Raw genomic sequence first — 19,638 nt, 5'->3', positions numbered from 1 at the left:
AATATGAAATTATTTACTGGCTCACTGAATCTTTTACTGCCTCTTTCTCAGGTTGTTTTGCTTCTTCCTTGGCTTTTTTCTTAAAATACCTTCGGAATAGGAAATTGGAACGGAGTGCCTGCATGTTTTCATCAAGCTTTTCGGTGCTGCTTTCCAGGTTTTGCAATGTTCCTTTCAAATTGCTCGCCGTCGTTTCGTCGTGTAGTAAAACACCTAACGGGCTTGTCCTGTTGGAATTAAGGTTCTCACTCGCCGTTTTCAGGTTGTCGACCATTCCGTTTGCAGACGTTACTGTCTCGTTCAGTCTGCCTATGGTGGTTCTCAGATCCCGCATGATCACTGTATCGGTTGCAAAATCATTTGCCAGACCGCCTTTTTGATTTAATTTTTCTGTAAATCCGGATAATGAAGCTGTCATGGTCTGTGCATTCACAGATGCTTTTTTCAGCGCAGCGAGCGTTTGGTCTACGTCATTATATAGTCGCTCATCGTTCAGCAGCATTCCCACTGTCCCTTTTCCTTCAAGAATATTCTTGCTGATCGTTTTGAACGCGCTCGTAATTCCCAGCAGGTTTTTGTTGTTTTCAGACAAAACGGCAAGCATTTCTTCCGTGCTTTCCATTTTTTCAACCACCAGCTCGTCGCCATCTTCAATAGAAGGCACTTTTTGCGTTCCGCCGTAAATAACAATGATCTTGTTACCGATAAGTCCGTCTGTGCTAACCTTCGCCTTCGCATTTTTGCGGACAAATTCCTGCGACTTTTCCTCAATGTGAAGGATAACCTCGACTTTGGAATTAGACAAAAAGCGAATGGTCTTCACCGTCCCGATCTTTACCCCCGAATACCAGACATTGTTGCCTTGTTTCAGCCCGTTCACGTCATCAAACAACGTTTTGACGGCGATGGTTGAAGAAAATACCTTCTTCATACTTCCAATCGTAAGGATTCCGACTATGAAGATAATTAAGCCTATTATAACAAAAAGTCCGACTGTTATGGAGCGTTTTCTGGCTGATGTTTCCATTATTGAATAAAATTATAATCGTAAAAACTTTTGATTCTTTCTTCGTCTGTGGCAAATACTTCTTCAAATGTGCCCTGTCTCAGGAACTTGCCATCCAGCAGCATAGCAATGCGGTCACCTGTTTCTCTTGCGCAGGTCAGGTCGTGGGTAATGATGATAGAGCTTGTGTGATATTTTTCCTTCACCTCATTGATCAGCTCATTAATTTCGAGGCAGGTTATGGGGTCAAGTCCGGCGGTAGGCTCATCGTAAAGCATGATTTCGGGTTTCAGGATAAGTGTCCTGGCAATGCCGATCCGCTTCCTTTGCCCTCCCGATAATTCCGAGGGCACCTGGTTAATGGTCTGCAACAGGCCGACGGCCTCCAACACATATTCCACCTGTTCGTTGATTTCCGCTTTTGAAAGATTCTTCACGTGCCTTACCAGCGGAAATTCCAGGTTTTCACGCACCGTCATACTATCGTACAATGCGCTGTTCTGGAATGAAAAACCGATTTTCAGGCGAATGTCTGTCAGCTCCTTCTGATTTAATTCAGAAACTTCCCGGCCCAGCACATTGCAAACACCGCTATCCTGTTTCAATAACCCGGCAATGATTTTGATCAAAACCGACTTACCCGTTCCGGACCGGCCGAGGACTACAACATTCTCGCCTTTATCCACCGTCAAATTGACTCCTTGAAGCACGTGCAGATCACCAAATGATTTATAAAGATCTTTGATCTCAATGACCGGCTCTTCGTTCGGGTTGATTTCTGCCATTTTATATTCTGAAATAATTCGATACCTGCACAATAATGACCTCCTCAATGAAGATCAGGAACATGGAAATTACGACCGCCGAATTCGCAGCCTTACCCACGCCTTCCGTTCCTTTGCTCGCATTATATCCCTGGTAACAACCCACAATCCCGATAGTAAATCCATAAGCAATGGCTTTCACCAGCGAGGTTCCTACATCCAGGAAAGTGATCTGTTCAAAAGCATTTTCAAAAAACGCCCTGAAACTCGTGCCCTCGTTCAATGTAACGTTCAGAAAAGCACCCATAAGCGCTACGCCCGTACAATAAAACATAAGGATCGGAATCGTGATCGTAGATGCGAGCACGCGGGTTACAACCAAAAATTTGAAAGGATTAACAGCCGAAACCTCCATAGCGTCGATTTGCTCGGTCACCCGCATGGAACCCAGCTCGGCGCCAATGCTGGACCCAACCTTTCCCGCACTGATCAATGCAGTAACCAATGCGGCCAGGGCACGCACAATGGCTATCGCAACCAATGACGGCAGCCAGGAAACAGCGCCAAATTCAGCCAGTGACGGGCGGGATTGCTTGGTAAATACCATCCCGGTAATGAAGCCTGTAAGCCCGATCAGCAGCAATGATTTATTGCCGATTGCGTAACATTGTTTGACCAGTTCCTGAAATTCCATCCGGCCGCGAAAGGCTTCCCGGAAAAAACGCAGGAAAAACACGTAACCGTTGTAAACTGCCAGTAAAGCCGAATCCAGGCCTTTTGTATAAACTTTTTCCTTTTGATTGGCGCTCATTCAATTTTTATGCAAAGTGGATCAAAGGGTAACTCTTATTGGTATACTTTATTGGTTGTGAGCCGGTGACGGCAATTGTGCTTGTATTCTCGCGGCCGGTAATGTCCGCTCTTCAAACCAGCGCATGCGGTAAGCATTCATCGCTGTTTTGCCTAATTGATTCAGGAGCCGGTAGTTCACAATGACGCCCACAGCTGCACCGATTCCGGGAATCAGCTGCGCCATTTTCGCGAGGTCAATGTAATCCCTGTATTCCTGTTGAAATGTTTTCCAGTCGAACTGGTGAATGTCGGAAGGAAGCCCCTGGCTTTTCTCCTGCCATTGAATGATTTGCTCAAACACTTTCTGGCGCTGTTTCTGGCTGGAAAATGTCAGCTGAAAAATATGAAGGATAAAAAGTCGTTCCCGATAATCTTCCGCTGAATGCCCGTATAATGCGGAAATTTCAAACAGAAGCTTCATTTTAATAGCGATCAGGATCGGAAATTCTGCCAATGCAAGTACAAATCCGCCTGCGCCGATAATGCCACCTTCTGCGGCTCCTGCTTTTTTATAAAATTCAATGCGCCTGGAAACTTCTCTTTCAATTTCTTCCAGTGAGCTCTTGGGTGCCGGCAGCGCTGTAGTAAATTCTGCTCCGGTGAGCACGGCACGCGTCATTTGTTTGATCGTAGAAGTGATCACGGCATGAACCTTATCCGGAATAATATCATTGATTTTGTCCTGAACCGCTTTTGATGTCCTATCTACCAGATTTGGCCGCTTTTGCATCTTTTGCTGCCATTTATGCAATTCAGGCGTTATTGTTTCCTCATATGTCTGGTAATGCATATTTAAACAAAAGATTAAAGTGGGATAGAAGGGAATCAATACTTCATGTAATCATGAAGTGCTGTCACAAAAATCATTCCAATCCCACTGCCAGCAGGATTTACTTACTCCTGCAATGTACAGTCACTTTATTCGGTAACCTTATTAATCTTTTCTTCCGCGAGCTCTTTTTCTTCCTGATCTGCTTCCGGTTCTTCCTGTTGCAAATCCGCCAGTTCTTCATACTGCAATGCAATGAGGATAGGGAAGTGATCGGAATTAAAGTTTTCGAGCCTTTTCAGGTGAAGCAGCTTAAAATCGGTGGAGCAAAAAACGTGGTCGAGGGGGAATCTCAGGAAAGGATATTTAGCATGAAAAGTATTGAAAAAGCCTCTTCCGCGTCTCGGATCCAGTAATCCGCTAATTTTTGTAAATAAATTCGTCGTATACGACCAAGCGACGTCATTCAGGTCGCCTACGACAATGATGGGGGCATTTTTGCCTTTCACTTCCTTGGCAACCAGCAGCAATTCTTTGTCCCTTTCTGTGGAATACATATTTTCTCCCGGCACTGGCGGAGTAGGGTGTACGCAGTACAATTGGATCAGTTTTCCGGAGGCAAGTTTTACCTGCGTTTTAATGGAAGGGATCTCTTCATCAACAAGATAGCGGACTTCCGCGCCCACCAGTTCCAGTTTGGAATAAAGGAGCATACCATAGGTATTTTCCAGAGGCACAAGCACTTGATGCGGATATTTCTCATTAAGCTCCTGCACGCCATCGTTCCAGTACTGGTCTGTCTCAAGCAGCAAAATAACATCGGGATCGTACCTTTTCAGCATTGCAATGCATCCGGCAGTGTTTTTATTATCCTGAAAAACATTGGATGAAATGATGCTGATCTGGTTATCCGGATCCTGATTGGAAACTTTTAAAAGCGCTTTTTTGGCTAGAAATGTGAATGGGAAGATCTGATACATCAGATAGAGCGCATTCGCAATGATGACAGCAGTAAAGATTTTTTCAAACGTGCCGCTCATCCCGAACAGCAAAATGTAAAGGATGACGATCAGCAGGTTGACGAATAATTTTTGAATCCTGGGATATTCAAAAACCCGGAACGCCCAGAAGTCATTGCGAATGAGCGGTATAACGGAAAACAAGACGATTATGGCGCCGAAGATTTCCAGTGCGTATTTAAAAGAGTGCATTTATAGGTGCAAAAAAATTTTCTAAATATCGTTTTTAATTTCCCACAAACAAATTGTTCGGCCTGTAATGCCCCTTTCTACGCCTTACTATCGCACATGCACTTTTTGGGACCAGATTTTGTCCCCGGCTTTCAATCTGACGATATGGTTGCCTGCTGCATTTTCGGGAATGCGGATGAATGCTTCATCACTTCGCAAGATACGCTCGTCGCTCAGTGACTGGCCATTAACATTGATTAATGACAATGTTCCATTGACCGGCTTTTTCATTCTAACCGTCACCTGTTCGCCTTTCCTGGCAGGGTTAGGAAACACTGTGAACACGGCTTCATCATCCTTTTCAACTCCGGTTATCAGTTCGTATTCCACTTCTGCATAACCATAATCCGCTGATTCAGAAGCATTACTTATGCCCTTTACCCTGTAATTTATTTTTTTTGACTCAGCAGAATTTTTATCAAGATAAGCATAAGTTGCGCTGTCCAGAGTTGCAATTGTCTTGTAGTCAGGCTCGTCTTCGCGTTTTCTTTCCAGCACGAATTGAGAAACTGCATTCACTTTCTTCCAGGAAAGTTTTACGCCGCCTCCGGTGGATTCAATCTCGGCTGCCAGCTCGGGTGTTGCCAGACTTTCACCAATCGGCACCTTGAAGAAAGTGAAAGCGCGCATGCCCAACTTATTTTTGATAAATGGACCATTCAGCGGATAGTAAGGGCCGTTTTCAGGCGTGTACATAGGCATCAGGTCCATTGTCGTGGCTTGCTGAGGAGCTTTTAATTCCAGAATAATGCGGTTACCATCTGCTTTTGCAGAGGCAACAGAACCGGATTCACCATTGAAATAGAAAAAATCCTTCATGTCCAGGGTGACCTGGCCATTGGGCTTGTAAGGCTCAGGATATACAAGCTCCTGACCTTCATCGAAGACCAGTATCACCTGTTTTCTTTCCGGCGTTTTATAAAATATCTTCCTGATATTGGGCGAGTTAATGTTCGCCGTATCCTTTAAGCCATAAAAATCGCGGGCTATCATTCTGGACAGTTCCAGGCCGCCCTGCTTGTTCCCTTCTTTTCCATAGTGCAATCCGTCAAATTGCTGCGTTCCTACTGTTGCCAGGGATCGGAGCTCCGGGTAAATGCTAGGCAACCTGCGCTGGTAATCCCTCACTTCCGCGCCAACAGATGATGCAAAATAGATCACATCGATCTGGAACACATAGATTTTGCCCAGGCTTGGCAGGTCTTTTTTTAAGTTATTTCGCAGCACGGCGAAATTGTCCGGCCAGTTGCCGCCTTCGTGGTAAGCCTCCGTTTCACCCTGGCGAAAAATGTACGCTTTCACAGCGCTGGCCATTCCGCCTTTTTGCAAGCGGTAGAGCATCCGGCCATAACCGTTACGGAGGTCGGCGGGATTGCTTTCAGTCCGTTGTGCCTGTGCGAAAGCTGATGACCAGTGAAAACCTGCGTTAATAAGGCAATTGGGAACGCCGGACTGCCGGATCAGTTGTTTCTGGATCTCCAGACCCATTGTGCCTACGCCGTAATCATAATGATCCTGATTGGAAAACGCCCATAATGTGTCGGCAGCATTGTAAGGTCCGGTGTTGAGGTCAGCCGTAATTTTGCCAAAAGTGCGGGAAAAAGTGCTGGTGTCGGTTTCGGTGAAAAAACCGGTTGAATTGGATTGCCCGGAAAGCACATACACATCCCCGCTGACAACATTCTTTCTCTCCACGACCATTGTGGAATCGTTGGTTTTGCAGAGATATACTTTAAAATGATAATTGGCAAGCTCGGCTTTGATCTTCGCTTCGGTAGTAAAAGAGCCAATACCCTTGTCATATACGAGGTTTGCCCGCAGGTATTTTTGCAAAGTTTCATTTCTGAAAACCTGGACAGAGATGTAATTATAGCCCGCCGTTTCTGTAAAACCGGAGATAGGGATTACGGCTTCGCTTTGTGCATTGCGCGGATATAACTGTAAATCCTGGGGGAGCTTGCTGAATACAACGGAAGAGAAGCGTTGCGCATTAACGATGTTGCCTGAAAATGCAGTTGCAGCAAAAAATAGAAAGAACTTGAAGCTAAAATGAGAAAGCGGTCTCAGAATTCTTAGAGGTAGAAAATTCAATTTCACAGGCAACTGACTTTTTATTGATAAGAAACAAATATAGTCAGTTGCGCTGTGCATTAGTATCTTGAATGAAGTTTAATCGGCTTTCATCACTTCAATGTGACCGGGCCGACACCTTCTTTGGTGATTTTGACGGGGTTAATTTCACCTTTATCATTGAATGTCATGACATCAATGCATGTTTCGCGGTGATTACCATCGGTTTCTGTCAACGGGCGTCTGTGGTATACAATGTAATATTGATCTTTGCCCGGAATCTGGATCACGGAATGGTGTCCCGCGCCTCTTGCCACTTGTGGGTCCTGCTTCAATATTGTTCCCACTCTTTTGAAAGGCCCGAAAGGAGAGTCCGCAATGGCATAGGCAACCGAATAATTAGGGCCTGTCCATCCGCCCTCGGACCACATGAAGTAATATTTTCCATTTTTAATAAACATAAATGGGCCTTCCACGTAGTTGTCGGGCGTTATTTCGCGGAAAATGGTGCCGTCTTCAAAAGGGACAAAGCCGGTAAAATCCTTATTAAGCTTCGCCACATTGCAATGCTTCCAGCCACCGTAAAACAAGTAATACTGACCGTCCTTGTCCTTGAACACAAATTGGTCGATGGGCTGTGCACCGTTGTGGAATTTGTCGATCAGCGGTTTTCCCAAATGATCTTTGAAAGGGCCTTCCGGGCTGTCCGAAACGGCCACGCCGATGCCGCCTTTCTCCTGATCATTCTGAATGTCATTGGCACCGAAAAAGAGATAATATTTTTTGTCTTTTTGTATGATGGAAGGAGCCCATACCGCGCGCTTGGCCCATTTGATGGCCGCTGTGTCCAGGATAGCAGGATGTTTTTTCCAGGTTACCAGGTCTTCGGACGAAAAGGCATCCAAGAAAACTTGCTGCTCGTACGGTGCAGAAAATGTGGGATAAATGTAAAACTTTTTGTTAAAGATAATCCCCTCAGGATCAGCATACCATCCCGGAAAGACGGGGTTGCCTGCGGTTTTTTGGATGGTTTGCGCAAAAGTGCTGATGCCGCATAAAAGCAGCGCAATGGACAAAATAGGTTTTTTCATTTTTAGGACTAAGCAAGAAAAGTACCTGGCTAAGTTCTGAATTTTTGCCCAATTAATAGGTCTCTCCCGAGCCGCCGCCGCCAAAATTTCCACCGCCAAATTCAACATTGCCATCCTCACCCGGCGTCTGACCAAGATGTTGCGCCACTAAAATGGCTTCCAGATTGGCCAGCTTACGTTTGCCTTCCTGCTCATCGGATAAGCCGTGTTTGGGCGTATGCAGATATTTAATTACAGCAGCAGACAGGATAATCATGGCCATTCCGGCTATCGCCAGTTCCTGTGCAGGCGTAAACGGGCTGAAATAATGTTTATAAGTGTAAACGGACAATGCCAGCGCAAGTAACCCGGTAATCAGCAGAACACGGTCGTATTTTTTCAATCCAAAAATTATGTACGCAACGGGGATGCCGATTGTGAAAAAATAGAAGATTGGAGCGAAAGGGATTTGAGGTGAGAAAGGCAAATTCAAGTCATTCAGCATGGCATTGCCTTCGCGGACAACCAGATAATTCCCGCCCAGGTAAAACGTAGCAAGTGCCAGAATTTCAGTCAGTTTTCGGCAGTCGTGGTAATAGCTGCTTTTGATTTTTCTCACGATCATATAAACCAGCGCGGAGAGGATCATTACGCCGAAAGGAAGGATCGCTTTGCCGATCGGAAACTTCATCATAATATCTCCCAACATTAAAATCAATACGAGGAAGGAGCCGGCAGCCGTCAGCAGATCTGCGTAACGGAGTGTGGCGGCAAATGTGATCGCAAAGAAAATGATGCAGAATTGCCAGACTTGGAGATCCTGAAAAAGCGATAAGATGGGGATTGCTGCAGCGCCCAGGGCAGCATAAAGCAGTGCATTGTCGGTTCCTGAATGGTATAAGCTCCTTTTTTTGATCAAAAATTCCAAAAAGAAAAGGAAGCCTGCCATGCAGAAAAGGCTGATGATGGAAATATTTTCCTGCCCGCCGTCGCCAATGATGAACATGGATATAAACCCCGAGGCAAAAGAACAGGCGATCAGTGTGAAAATGAACAGCCCTATTTTTACAAAAATGCCGGGCCGGTAAAATTGCTGGGGAAATGCTTTTTCTGCCTGGTCGAGCTGTTCTTTGGTCAGCAGCTTCTTAGCAGCCCAGTGTTCGGCTTTATTGAGAATGTGCAGATTTTCAATCCAGGTTTCGTTGTAGGCTTTTTTCATTTTTTGATCCCTAAGAATTTTTTAAAATTGAGCAGAAAGAAAACAACGCCTATGCTGGTGAATGTGAAGTAAAAAGTCCCGAAAACGAAAGAAGCGTCTTCTGAAACGATATTGGAGAAAATAAGATGTGTAAGGATTATGTAGCCATACACGACGCCCATGAGCAGGAAAATGAGTGATTGTGTGAGGCGGGCGCGCTGGACAAAGAATGCGGAAAGGGCCAGTCCGATGAGCATGTAGATGAATTCGGCGCGATCGCTGAAAATGCCGGTCATTGCTGCCAGAACGGCCAGATTACCTCCCAGGAAAATATAGGTAAATGCAAAGTGCTGTTTAATGTTCCGTTTCTCTGATGCCCAGCCGAATGCGCACAGAACCGTGCCGAGAATGACAGCCGTAGCGAGTAAGCGGTTATCCGTAAAGTCATTTTGTGAAAGCACAGCCAGCGGCGCCACAGTAAGACCAAGCCAAGATGCAAGTCCCGTAATGGCCATGGAAAGAGCTCCTTTGTGATCGAAACGGTAAGCGCAGAAAAAGAAAATCAGCGTCGGAATAATGATCGCGAGTCCGTAGCGCGTCCCGAAAATATTGTATTGAAATTGGAGGTAACCTTCCAGAACCAGGAACGTCGTGCAGCCGAGCAGCAGAATGTAATCGGCGAGTTTTTTGGGATTTCTGACTTTTTCGTTGCGGTAAGGAAGCGCATGCTTGTAAGTGTAATAAAAGCACCAGGCTGTAAATGCGGCAATCAAAGCGATAATCACCTGATGACCGATGGTGTCTATGTTCTCATAAATAATGACCCCGATGCCGGAGCTGAACAAAACAATGCCCAGGTAGAGGATCGAGCGCAGTTCCCAATGTAGAGAAAACGCCTTTTTTTGCTCGAAATCGGCTATGATTAAAGCTTGTTCTTCGGATATTACGGCCTTCTCGACGAAAGCTTTCAGGATGGCTTGTGTGTTCATTCCGTGGAAAAAAGAGGATGAGTAGAGCCGGCAATAATAAGAAGAATGCTTACAAGAACAGCGCTTATTTATTCAACGGAGAGGCCCGGTTATGTTACGGTTTTTATCAAAATCTCAATGTAAAATCCTCCTTCACCTGCTCCTGCCGAAAGAACACCAGCCCGATCCAGAACAAATCAACGGTTAATGTTACCCGGGGGTGTTTTTTGATGAATTCCCAGGCTTGCGTCATTTCGCCGGACCAGTAAATGTCGTCGAAAATAAAGACCGAATCGTTGTGCATGTAGGGGAGGCAATCCTGGAAATAGCGGACAGTGGGCTCGTAGCGGTGATTGGCGTCGAAATAGGCCAAATCCAAAGACGGATTCAGCTTTTTTAGTGTCTCGGGCAGCGTCTGGTCAATGTTGCCCAGCACGATGTCAATGTTTTCAGCATCCAGTTTCTCAAAGTTATGACGTGCAACCTGCGCTGTTGCCGGGCAGCCTTCGAAAGTCAGGATCATGGCATCCGGCTTTGCTTTTGATAAATATAATGTTGTCAGCCCCAGTGAAGTGCCCAGTTCAAGAATGGTTTTGGGTTGAAATCTTTGCACGAGGCGGTTGAAAAGCTTTCCGAATTTTTCGGGCTTCTCGGCATTCTTAGCAATCGTGCCAATTTTGCGGAGGTTGGATTTATTCACCCGCGAGCCGGCACCGAGATCCAGAATGTTAATTTGCTCGTTGGATGCCAGCAGTTCTTTGCGCAATTTTTTCAAAACCGCGTAATCGGGATTCTGATCCTTTTTTGCCGCAATAACCTGCGTGTAAAGTTCGAAGAGGAAAGGCGAATGAATGGAATGCTCGTTACCGGAGCGGAGCAAATACTTTAAATAGGCAGCAATCAATGGTAAGATATTTAGTAAACCAAAACCGAAGTCAGGCGGTTGATCAGTTCATTCTGTAAGGTGCGATCAGGGAGAATGCGGGAATGATCACGCGGAACTGGCGGCCGTCCAGCACACGTTCCATCAGATACGTTCCGGCCATTTTGCCCAGGTCTGTACGCAGGTTGCATCCCGACACGTAATCATGCACATCTCCCGGTTCCAGGATCGGTTGCAGTCCCACAATGCCGGCTCCTTCTACTTCGCGTACAGTTCCGTTCGCATCGTAAATGAGCCAGTGTCTTCTTAAAAGTTTAACAGTGTGCTCGCTGTGGTTCTCAATCAGGATCTTATAGGTAAATACAAAATGATCTTGTCCCGGGTTGGAATAATCGGGTTGATACTCAGTTAATACGGTGACTTTCACACCATCTGTCACTTTGGAAACCATATGGATGAGGGTGTTTGGGCGTTTTGCGTTGGTATGGGGAAGCAGCCGGAGCTGTATTTGCATTACTTCTGCTAAAACGAAAATAACAATCAATTACTGATAAAACCAAAACAAAATAATATAATTTGGGTTTGGAATTAAAAACGATGAGATGGACGTAAAAATAGAGCAATCGTGGAAAGAAAGGCTGGAACAGGAGTTTGCAAAGCCGTATTTCACTGAGCTTGTGAGCTTTGTAAAAGAGGAATACAGCACGAAACAGATATTTCCGCCGGCGAAACAAATTTTCAATGCATTCAATTATTGCAGCTTTGAAGACTGCAAAGTGGTGATACTCGGCCAGGATCCTTACCACGGTTTTGGACAGGCAAACGGACTTTGTTTTTCAGTAAATGATGGTGTGCGTATCCCGCCTTCGCTGGTTAATATTTTCAAGGAGATCAACAGCGACCTGGGTAAACCTATTCCTAATTCCGGTAATCTGGAAAGGTGGGCGAAGCAGGGTGTATTATTGCTTAATGCTACATTAACAGTGGAAAGCGGCAAAGCCGGGTCGCATCAGAACAAAGGCTGGGAGCGATTTACCGATGCCGTTATAAAATGCGTTTCCGACGAGAAAAAGAATGTGGTTTTTATGCTCTGGGGGCGTTATGCCCAGGATAAGGGAAGCATTATCCATGACAAAAATCACTTTGTGTTGAAATCAAAACATCCCTCGCCCATGTCGGCAAACGGGGGAGGTTGGTTCGGCAATCATCATTTCAGTCAGGCTAATGCTTATCTCGAAAGCAAAAGCTTGGAGCCGATCAATTGGTAGAAACGAAAAAAAGAGCCGGGATACCCGACTCTTTTTAAGATTTTCACTCCTATTACTATTGTAAATTACTTTTCAATGTTGGAATTCATTTCCAATACATTGTCCCAATTTCCTTCATTAGCCTTCACAAATTGTTTGCGGTCGGCATTGGCTGCATATTGTGCTGCACCTTCTTTGGTTCTGAATGTCAGGTAATGGATCACATCAAATTGCTCTTCGCTTCCTTCCAGTTTCTGAACATGTCCTGCTGAATAAGCAACTACATCTTTAACCGCGTTTTTCATTGAAGCAAAATCGCGCAAATGTTTCTCAACATCTTCGTTAGTAGTTCCTGGCTTGAACTTAATACAAACTACACGCTGGATTTCAGCTGGTGTGTGCGGAACATACGCGCCGTAGATCACAAGCATAAACACACACAATGCAAAAACGGGTATTAAATATCCTAATGTTTTATTTCTGGTTCTCATTATTTCAAAATCTGATAATCATCTAAATTTACTTGATACAAAGATAAAAGAATAATTAATAATTGTATTATTTGTATATAAAATATAACTTATTTGGATTTTAGTGTGATTGACAAAAGAAATAGTTACAAAATTGTTGGAGCGCAGAATATAATTCCGGGTGCGATTGCGAGGGTAGTTGTGTAATAAGTGCTAAACCGGGCGTGAATGAGACAAATTACTGGCTAAATTTTGCAAGACCTTGAAATTTGCGGTTTTCAATATGCCTGGTAATGTTACTTTTTTTTGCGAAGACCGTATAAAGAGGTGAAGAGTGCTAAAAATGCCCTTCAAAACTTTATATGGAAGCAAAGTCGGTTTGGGAGAAAAAATTTTTAGAAAAAAATAACCTTTGGTGGAAATTTTGGGTGAAAACCAGCTCAATTACCCTGCTTTTTCTCTCGATAGCGTCCGCTGGACCACATTGGGGATTCTGGGCGCATAAGCGAATTAACCGCTTGGCGGTGTTTAGACTGCCGCCCGAGATGCAGGTGTTTTATAAAAAGAACATTGATTTCATTACTGAAAATGCAGTCAATCCCGACAGGCGCAGATATGCCGTAGTAGGAGAGGCGGAGCGGCATTACATTGATCTGGATGTTTATGGTGACAGTGCTTATAAAGTATTACCAAAATTTTGGAACGAGGCGATCAAGCGGATTGGTGAGGACAGTTTGCGCAAGCATGGCATTGTCCCCTGGTACATTCAAACCGGCGCCTATCAGTTGACGGAGGCGTTCAAAGAAAAAGATGCGCGCCGGATTCTCAGGATATCAGCGGATCTCGGCCACTACATTGCCGATGCGCACGTGCCCTTGCACACAACCCGGAACTATAATGGACAGCTAACCGGTCAGGAAGGAATTCATGGCTTCTGGGAATCGCGGTTGCCCGAGTTATTTGCTGAAAACTACGACTTATGGATCGGTAAGGCCATATATCAGGACAATGTTGCTAATGCAGCCTGGCAAGCCGTCGCCGAATCGCATACCGCAACAGATTCGGTTTTTCTGTTTGAAAAACAGCTTAGTGCTTCGTTTCCAGCCGAAAAAAAATTTAGCTACGAACTTCGTAACAATGTCCTTACCCGGACTTACTCACTGGAATTTTCAACCCGATATCACGAAATGCTCGACCGGCAGGTTGAGCGGCGCATGAAAGCTTCCGTAAAAACGGTGGCCGACATCTGGTTCACTTGCTGGATAAACGCCGGGCAGCCGGATCTGCGCCAGTTGAAGGATTCTTTAACGGAAACAGACAAGCCGGATCAACAAACCGAAAGCCAGTCATGGATCAGACGTCTCCTGCATATAAGACCCGAAAGTGAGGATTAAGCGCCTTGTTTCAAGATTCGGGCGGTTACCAGCAGCTGGCCCGTGTGCCTTTGCGTATGCTCCGCCGCGTGAACCAGCAAGCCCAGATGTGTGGATGGTAACATAGCCCGGCCCACGTAACGGATCTGCGTAAGCGTCTCTTCGTCAGTGTGTTTGAGCTGTGTTAGCGCGATGAGAATCTGTCTGTTGAATGCGTCGAGTAATTCATTCAAAGCCGACGTGGACGATGATGGCTGACCCTCTGCTTTCAGATAGGCAAGCTGATTTTCGCTTAAAGATTCAGCCCTGGCATAGGTTAAAAGACGGTCGAGCACGCCGGTAAGGTGTTGTAAATGAAAGCCAACGGACGCCACATCTGCCGGGCGTTCCCATAACAAGGCAACGGGGAAATTGCTGAGCTCTGCATTGATTTCTTCCTGCGCCTGCAAAAGTGCGTGCGCTGCGGGTTGCAGATAATCGGATATATCAGGGAGTGGCCCTCTGAGCCACACCTCGGGTTTCGGTTGATTTTGCATACCGAAAAATAACAAAAAAAGGGACTTTGTTACAAGTCCCTTTTCTCAAATGTGCTAAGCTTAAATTATTTAGCGATATCGATTTGTACAGGCTTACCTTTGATGGTGTTTCCGTCCATTGCACGCAAAACCGCACGGGCATCACGCTCAGGAACATCTACAAATGTGAATTTGTCATAAATATCAATCGCACCGATCGTCTTGCCTGGAATGTTCGCTTCGCCGGCAATGGCTCCTACGATATCTTTTGGCAAAATGTGGTCTTTACGGCCAAGGCTCAGAAACAAACGTGTCATACCGGCTTCCGGTGTTGCCGAACGTTTAGACTCGTCGCGGCTGCCTTCGAATCTTGGACGTGATTCACCACGTGCAGCAGGAGCATAACGATCATTTCCGCGTGGTGCGCTTTCTCTGCGGTCACCGAAACGGCTTCCGCCTGATGAGCGACGTTCGAAACGATCGCTTCCGCCTTCCCTGCGTCCGTCGCGTTCGCCGCGTCTTTCTTCCCAGGCAAGGTTTGCATCTGCATATTCGTTTTTCTGAACGCCCATGATCTGCTTAGCCATAGCGCCTACAACCTGCTCCGTAGAGTAACCTGCGTGGTGCAACATTTCAAGCACATCGCCGAAAAGCTCCTGGTCGTCGCCTTCCTGGATAGATGCAGAAATGCTTTCAACGAAACGCGCCTTGCGAACGCCAACGATATCCTCATAAGAAGGAATAACGCCTTTTTCAATTTTAACCTTTGTAAAACTTTCAATGGTTTTCAAACGATATTTTTCATCGCGGGCAACCAGTGAGAATGCTTTTCCGGACAATCCGGCACGGCCTGTACGGCCGATACGGTGTACGTAATATTCTTCGTCCAAAGGAATGTCAAAGTTGATCACGCCATCCAGTCCGCTTACGTCAATTCCGCGTGCTGCAACGTCCGTAGCCACAAGAATGGTAGTTACACCCGCCTTGAATTTGCTCATTACATTGCTGCGCTGCTGCTGGCGCAAGTCGCCGTGGATTCCTTCCGAAGCATAACCTCTCAATTGAAGGTCTTCAACGATCTCGTCCACTTTTCTTTTTGTATTACAAAAAACCAAAAGCGATTTCAAATGGTGCATGTCGATCAGGCGCGTCATTACTTCAACCTTAGCCTGTGGCTTCACTTCGAAGTAAACCTGCTCAATGTTCACGTTAGTCAACTCATTGCGAACCACTTTGATCAAAATAGGATCAGTCTGGAAACGTTTTGTGATCGACATAATTGGCTTAGACATTGTTGCTGAGAACAGGATCGTCTGACGGTCAGCCGGCATATCAGCCAGAATGCTTTCGATATCCTCGCGGAAACCCATATCCAGCATTTCATCTGCTTCATCAAGCACCATCATGCGCACTTCGTCAAATTTCAACGTTTTGCGTTCCATATGGTCCATCACACGCCCAGGAGTTCCTACAACAATGTGAACGCCTTTTTTAAGGGAGCGGATCTGACGGTCGATGGAATCACCACCGTAGATTGCTTCAATTCTAAGTCCTTTTACATATTTAGCCAAACGGCCAATTTCTTCGGAAACCTGCACCGCCAATTCGCGGGTAGGGCAAAGCACAAGTGCCTGAACGGCATTATTGGATACATCAATTCTTTCCAGCACGGGAATACCAAACGCTGCCGTTTTTCCGGTTCCTGTTTGTGCTTGTCCGATCACGTCAGATCCCTGCATTACTGCGGGAATTCCTTGTGCCTGTATAGGTGAGGGTTTAGTAAAACCCATTTCAGTAAGGGCTTTAAGGATGTTTTCTGAGAGGCCAAGCTCTTCGAAAGTTTCGAAATTTTCAGTAGTCATTATATTTATTTTTGTATTAATTCTTGGGTAATAAAAGATAGTCAAATTGTTACGGTCATTTGAATGCTGCTGCGGATCGCCGTAACAGAAAACGTATCGTAGGTCAGCAGGCTCGATGGGTCGAAGTCGGAAACGGTAAAATTGTCCCACAACCAAAAACTCAAAGCCAAATCGTAAACTAATTCAAAAGGGGATTGCGCAAAGCCCACCACAAACCATCCGTGGGGTCCTGCATGAGAACGGTGTGCCAACCAGGCGAATTTTAAAGGTTGGTAGCGGATCTATAAAGTGCTAAACCGTGTAAGAAGCAGAGAGACGAACGGATGTTCGTTCAAATTTTATGCAAAAGTAAGGATAACTTTCGAAATTGCAATACTGACATGAAATTAATTGTAATATTTCGGGAAATGAAAAAACCTGACCGGCTTCACAGCCAGCCAGGTTGCCTTAGCTAGGTTTGGTATTAAAAAACTTCCTGCACGTCTGTATACGGAAGGTTCCAGGCATCCGAAACCCCTTTAAAAACCACCTTTCCGTTTACGACATTCAGCCCCTTACGCAGCTCTTCGCTCGTGGCGCAGGCACTTTGCCAGCCTTTGTTGGCGAGTTGCAATGCATAAGGCAATGTTGCATTTGTCAGAGCGAGGGTAGAAGTGTAGGGCACGGCGCCTGGCATGTTGGCCACGCAATAATGCACCACACCGTCCACTTCATATATAGGATCTTCGTGGGTTGTTGCTTTGGAAGTTTCAAAACATCCGCCCTGGTCGATCGCCACGTCCACCATGACAGTGCCCGGTTTCATCAGTTTAAGCATATCGCGTGTGATCAATGAAGGCGCTTTCGCTCCGGGGATGAGCACGCCGCCGATGATCAGGTTTGTGCTTTTAATGAGCTCGCGAATGTTGTATTCGTTGGACATCACGGTGTCCACATTGGCAGGCATAATGTCTTCCAGGTAACGTAATCTTGGCAAGCTAATGTCCACGATCGTTACGTTGGCGCCCAGTCCCGCAGCCATTTTCGCAGCCTGTGTTCCTACGATCCCTCCGCCCAGAACGAGCACATTAGCAGGTTTCACACCCGCAACGCCACCTAACAGGATTCCGAAACCGCCCATTGGTTTCTCTAAATATTTGGCCCCTTCCTGGATCGCCATTCTGCCCGCAACTTCGCTCATAGGAACGAGCAATGGCAGGCTTCTGTCCGTTTTTTCAACCGTTTCGTAAGCCAGGCAAACGGCCTTACGCTCGATCATAGCGTGGGTTAATGGTTCGGAAGAGGCAAAGTGGAAGTAAGTGAAGAGTAGTTGGTTTTCTTTGATGAAACTGTATTCGCTGGCGATCGGTTCTTTCACTTTAATGATCATTTCAGCGATGGCGTAGACTTCTTCGATGCTGTTGAGGATCGTCGCGCCGGCTTCTGCATATTGTTCGTCGCTGAAACCGCTGCCTTTGCCTGCCTCCGCCTGTACATATACGGTGTGTCCGTGTTTGCGGAATTCGGTTACTCCGGCAGGGGTGACGGCTACGCGGTTTTCATTGTTTTTGATTTCTTTGGGGACACCAATGATCATTGGGAAGTATGTTTTTAGTGTAGAATTTCGAAGTTTGCAAAAGTAGTTTTTGTAGAAAAAAGATGCTATCAAGAAGCATAAGGACAGTAAAAAAAACTATTTTTGATCACATTTGTAAGAAAATATTCGGCACGGAACTTCACAAATGTAGACCGGGTAATAAAAAAAACTGTATGCAACCTGACCTCACGGATCGTAAAATAATGGATTTGCTGCAAACCGATTCTCAATTGACAATCAAGGAGATAGCGAGCAGGATTAATTTGTCGGTGACGCCCGTTCACGAGCGGATCCGCAAGCTGGAAAAAGAAGGCATCATTGATAAGTATGTTTGCCTACTTAACCGGCGCAAGCTGGGTAAAGCGCTGGTGGTTTACTGCAATGTAACATTAGATAAACAGCGGAAGGAAAGCTTCGAGGATTTCAACCAGGCGATTGTAAAAATGAGCGAAGTGCTCGAATGTTCGGTCGTTTCGGGAAACTTTGATTATATGCTGAAAGTGATCGTGGAAGATGCCGAGGCATACAATCAATTTTACCAGCACAAACTTTCTGCCTTGAAAAGTGTGTTACACATCAGCAGTTATTTCGTAATTTCCGAAATCAAGTACACGACGGGAATCTCGGTGGTGTAGCAAGGCTGCAACATTTCTTTTTGATTTCCCTGATTAATAGGCTGCTAGCATTTGCCAGTCGCCCAAAGCCACAAATAATGAATAAAAATTTTAAAGATGGCCTGAACCTGATGTCCAAGGTCACTCCCAAAAGGGCCTGGAACGCCATCCAGATACTAAGCAGTTATTTTTATTCAAAAGCAACGGGTAACCCGGTCCACTGGGGCATGCCGATCGCAATTTCTTTCGAACCCACCACTTCCTGTAATTTACGCTGTCCGGAGTGCCCAAGCGGCCTGCGGTCCTTCACACGCCCGACGGGAATGATGGAAGAGAAATTATACAAAAAGACCATTGACGAGCTTGCCGATACATTATTATACCTGATTTTTTACTTCCAGGGCGAGCCCTATTTGCACCCAAAATTTTTCGAACTGGTCCAATACGCGCATGACAAAGGCATTTATACGGCTACTTCCACGAATGCACATTATCTGACGGACGAAAAAGCGAAGAAAACCGTGGAGTCCGGTTTGGATCGTTTGATCATTTCCATTGACGGCACCACGCAGGACGTTTACCAGCAATATCGCATTGGCGGGAATCTGGAAAAGGTTCTGGAAGGGACTCGCAACATTATCAAATGGAAAAAAGAGCTGAAATCGGCCACGCCGCATGTGATTTTCCAGTTTTTGGTGGTGAAACCGAATGAGCACCAGATTGAAGATGTAAAGAAACTGGCTGAGGAAATGGGTGTGGATGAAGTGGGTTTGAAAACGGCTCAGATCTATGATTACGAAGAAGGTTCGGACCTTATCCCGACCATTGACAAATATTCCCGCTACGAAAAAGCCGAAAGCGGCCGCTATTCAATCAAAAACAAATTTGTAGACCATTGCTGGAAGATGTGGCATTCGTGCGTGATCACCTGGGATGGTGCCGTGGTGCCTTGCTGCTTCGACAAAGACGCCGAATATCAGCTCGGTGATATGAAGCGCGAAACCTTCCGGCAGCTTTGGAAAGGCAAAAAATACAGCGACTTCCGGGCATCACTGATCCGCTCACGTTCGGAGATCGAAATGTGTAAAAACTGCACCGAAGGAACGCAGGTCTGGGCGTGAAACACTTCCCAAAACTGCCTTGTTTTTATT

At 45.7% G+C, this 19,638-nt stretch carries 20 protein-coding genes; 4 read left to right on the top strand and 16 right to left on the bottom strand.

What is annotated here, in order from left to right; all coding sequences use genetic code 11:
• Window positions 1-13: 13 nt before the first annotated feature.
• The 11 genes from G395_RS0112415 to apaG form a co-directional block, all read right to left on the bottom strand.
• Window positions 14-931, bottom strand: coding sequence for an MlaD family protein (locus G395_RS0112415; RefSeq protein ID WP_229204149.1), 918 nt, complete (start codon window positions 929-931; stop codon window positions 14-16).
• Window positions 932-1,026: 95 nt separating this feature from the next.
• Window positions 1,027-1,791 (bottom strand): ABC transporter ATP-binding protein, encoded by a 765-nt coding sequence (locus G395_RS0112410; RefSeq protein ID WP_026630332.1) that lies wholly within the window; start codon window positions 1,789-1,791, stop codon window positions 1,027-1,029.
• Window position 1,792: 1 nt separating this feature from the next.
• Entirely contained in the window at window positions 1,793-2,581 is a 789-nt protein-coding gene (locus tag G395_RS0112405) for an MlaE family ABC transporter permease (RefSeq protein WP_026630331.1), read from the bottom strand.
• 48 nt (window positions 2,582-2,629) lie between these two features.
• Window positions 2,630-3,412: an EcsC family protein gene (locus G395_RS29320; RefSeq protein ID WP_035361173.1), complete on the bottom strand. Its 783-nt coding sequence runs from the start codon at window positions 3,410-3,412 to the stop codon at window positions 2,630-2,632.
• 128 nt (window positions 3,413-3,540) lie between these two features.
• Window positions 3,541-4,602 carry an endonuclease/exonuclease/phosphatase family protein gene (locus tag G395_RS0112395; protein ID WP_026630330.1) on the bottom strand — a complete coding sequence of 354 codons (1,062 nt, stop codon included), beginning with the start codon at window positions 4,600-4,602 and terminating at the stop codon, window positions 3,541-3,543.
• A gap of 87 nt (window positions 4,603-4,689) precedes the next feature.
• A complete protein-coding gene (locus G395_RS0112390) occupies window positions 4,690-6,738 on the bottom strand; it encodes a T9SS type A sorting domain-containing protein (protein WP_169720033.1) in 2,049 nt (682 codons plus the stop codon).
• An 86-nt stretch (window positions 6,739-6,824) separates the two neighbouring features.
• Window positions 6,825-7,802 carry a glycoside hydrolase family 43 protein gene (locus G395_RS0112385; protein WP_026630328.1) on the bottom strand — a complete coding sequence of 326 codons (978 nt, stop codon included), beginning with the start codon at window positions 7,800-7,802 and terminating at the stop codon, window positions 6,825-6,827.
• 52 nt (window positions 7,803-7,854) lie between these two features.
• On the bottom strand, window positions 7,855-9,000 hold the full coding sequence (locus G395_RS0112380) for a hypothetical protein (RefSeq protein WP_026630327.1): 1,146 nt from the start codon (window positions 8,998-9,000) through the stop codon (window positions 7,855-7,857).
• Window positions 8,997-9,968: a DUF2157 domain-containing protein gene (locus G395_RS0112375; protein ID WP_026630326.1), complete on the bottom strand. Its 972-nt coding sequence runs from the start codon at window positions 9,966-9,968 to the stop codon at window positions 8,997-8,999. Before G395_RS0112375 ends, G395_RS0112380 begins: the two co-directional genes overlap by 4 nt.
• Before the next feature lie 106 nt (window positions 9,969-10,074).
• On the bottom strand, window positions 10,075-10,851 hold the full coding sequence (locus tag G395_RS0112370; RefSeq protein ID WP_026630325.1) for an O-methyltransferase: 777 nt from the start codon (window positions 10,849-10,851) through the stop codon (window positions 10,075-10,077).
• A gap of 43 nt (window positions 10,852-10,894) precedes the next feature.
• Window positions 10,895-11,281, bottom strand: a complete 387-nt coding sequence (gene apaG / locus G395_RS0112365) for a Co2+/Mg2+ efflux facilitator ApaG/CorD (RefSeq protein WP_026630324.1) — start codon at window positions 11,279-11,281, stop codon at window positions 10,895-10,897.
• A 151-nt stretch (window positions 11,282-11,432) separates the two neighbouring features.
• On the opposite strand from apaG, the gene ung reads away from it, so the two are divergent.
• A complete protein-coding gene (gene ung, locus G395_RS0112360) occupies window positions 11,433-12,098 on the top strand; it encodes a uracil-DNA glycosylase (protein WP_026630323.1) in 666 nt (221 codons plus the stop codon).
• Window positions 12,099-12,163: 65 nt separating this feature from the next.
• On the opposite strand, the gene G395_RS0112355 is transcribed toward ung, so the two are convergent.
• The gene (locus G395_RS0112355) at window positions 12,164-12,568 is read right to left on the bottom strand and encodes a Dabb family protein (RefSeq protein WP_026630322.1); all 405 of its coding nucleotides are present in this window, start codon (window positions 12,566-12,568) and stop codon (window positions 12,164-12,166) included.
• A 341-nt stretch (window positions 12,569-12,909) separates the two neighbouring features.
• On the opposite strand from G395_RS0112355, the gene G395_RS29315 reads away from it, so the two are divergent.
• Complete coding sequence (locus tag G395_RS29315) at window positions 12,910-13,941, top strand: zinc dependent phospholipase C family protein (RefSeq protein ID WP_035361170.1); 1,032 nt, start codon at window positions 12,910-12,912, stop codon at window positions 13,939-13,941.
• On the opposite strand, the gene G395_RS0112345 is transcribed toward G395_RS29315, so the two are convergent.
• The 4 genes from G395_RS0112345 to ald all read right to left on the bottom strand — a co-directional run bounded on the left by G395_RS0112345 (window position 13,938) and on the right by ald (window position 17,873).
• On the bottom strand, window positions 13,938-14,456 hold the full coding sequence (locus tag G395_RS0112345) for a DinB family protein (protein ID WP_026630321.1): 519 nt from the start codon (window positions 14,454-14,456) through the stop codon (window positions 13,938-13,940). The genes G395_RS29315 and G395_RS0112345 overlap by 4 nt on opposite strands.
• A 65-nt stretch (window positions 14,457-14,521) precedes the next feature.
• Window positions 14,522-16,297, bottom strand: a complete 1,776-nt coding sequence (locus tag G395_RS0112340; protein ID WP_026630320.1) for a DEAD/DEAH box helicase — start codon at window positions 16,295-16,297, stop codon at window positions 14,522-14,524.
• 41 nt (window positions 16,298-16,338) lie between these two features.
• Window positions 16,339-16,548, bottom strand: a complete 210-nt coding sequence (locus G395_RS0112335) for a hypothetical protein (protein WP_026630319.1) — start codon at window positions 16,546-16,548, stop codon at window positions 16,339-16,341.
• A 212-nt stretch (window positions 16,549-16,760) separates the two neighbouring features.
• Window positions 16,761-17,873, bottom strand: a complete 1,113-nt coding sequence (gene ald, locus G395_RS0112330) for an alanine dehydrogenase (RefSeq protein ID WP_026630318.1) — start codon at window positions 17,871-17,873, stop codon at window positions 16,761-16,763.
• 173 nt (window positions 17,874-18,046) lie between these two features.
• Between ald and G395_RS0112325 the strand changes: the two genes are divergently transcribed.
• Both G395_RS0112325 and G395_RS0112320 read left to right on the top strand, forming a co-directional pair.
• Complete coding sequence (locus G395_RS0112325; protein ID WP_026630317.1) at window positions 18,047-18,508, top strand: Lrp/AsnC family transcriptional regulator; 462 nt, start codon at window positions 18,047-18,049, stop codon at window positions 18,506-18,508.
• Window positions 18,509-18,585: 77 nt separating this feature from the next.
• The gene (locus G395_RS0112320) at window positions 18,586-19,608 is read left to right on the top strand and encodes a radical SAM protein (RefSeq protein ID WP_026630316.1); all 1,023 of its coding nucleotides are present in this window, start codon (window positions 18,586-18,588) and stop codon (window positions 19,606-19,608) included.
• Window positions 19,609-19,638: the final 30 nt, after the last annotated feature.

This window comes from Dyadobacter alkalitolerans DSM 23607 (genome assembly GCF_000428845.1).
GTDB classification, from domain to species: Bacteria; Bacteroidota; Bacteroidia; order Cytophagales; family Spirosomataceae; genus Dyadobacter; species Dyadobacter alkalitolerans.
The sequence above is the reverse complement of the archived record's forward strand: the minus strand, read 5'-3'. Positions and strand labels throughout refer to the sequence as shown.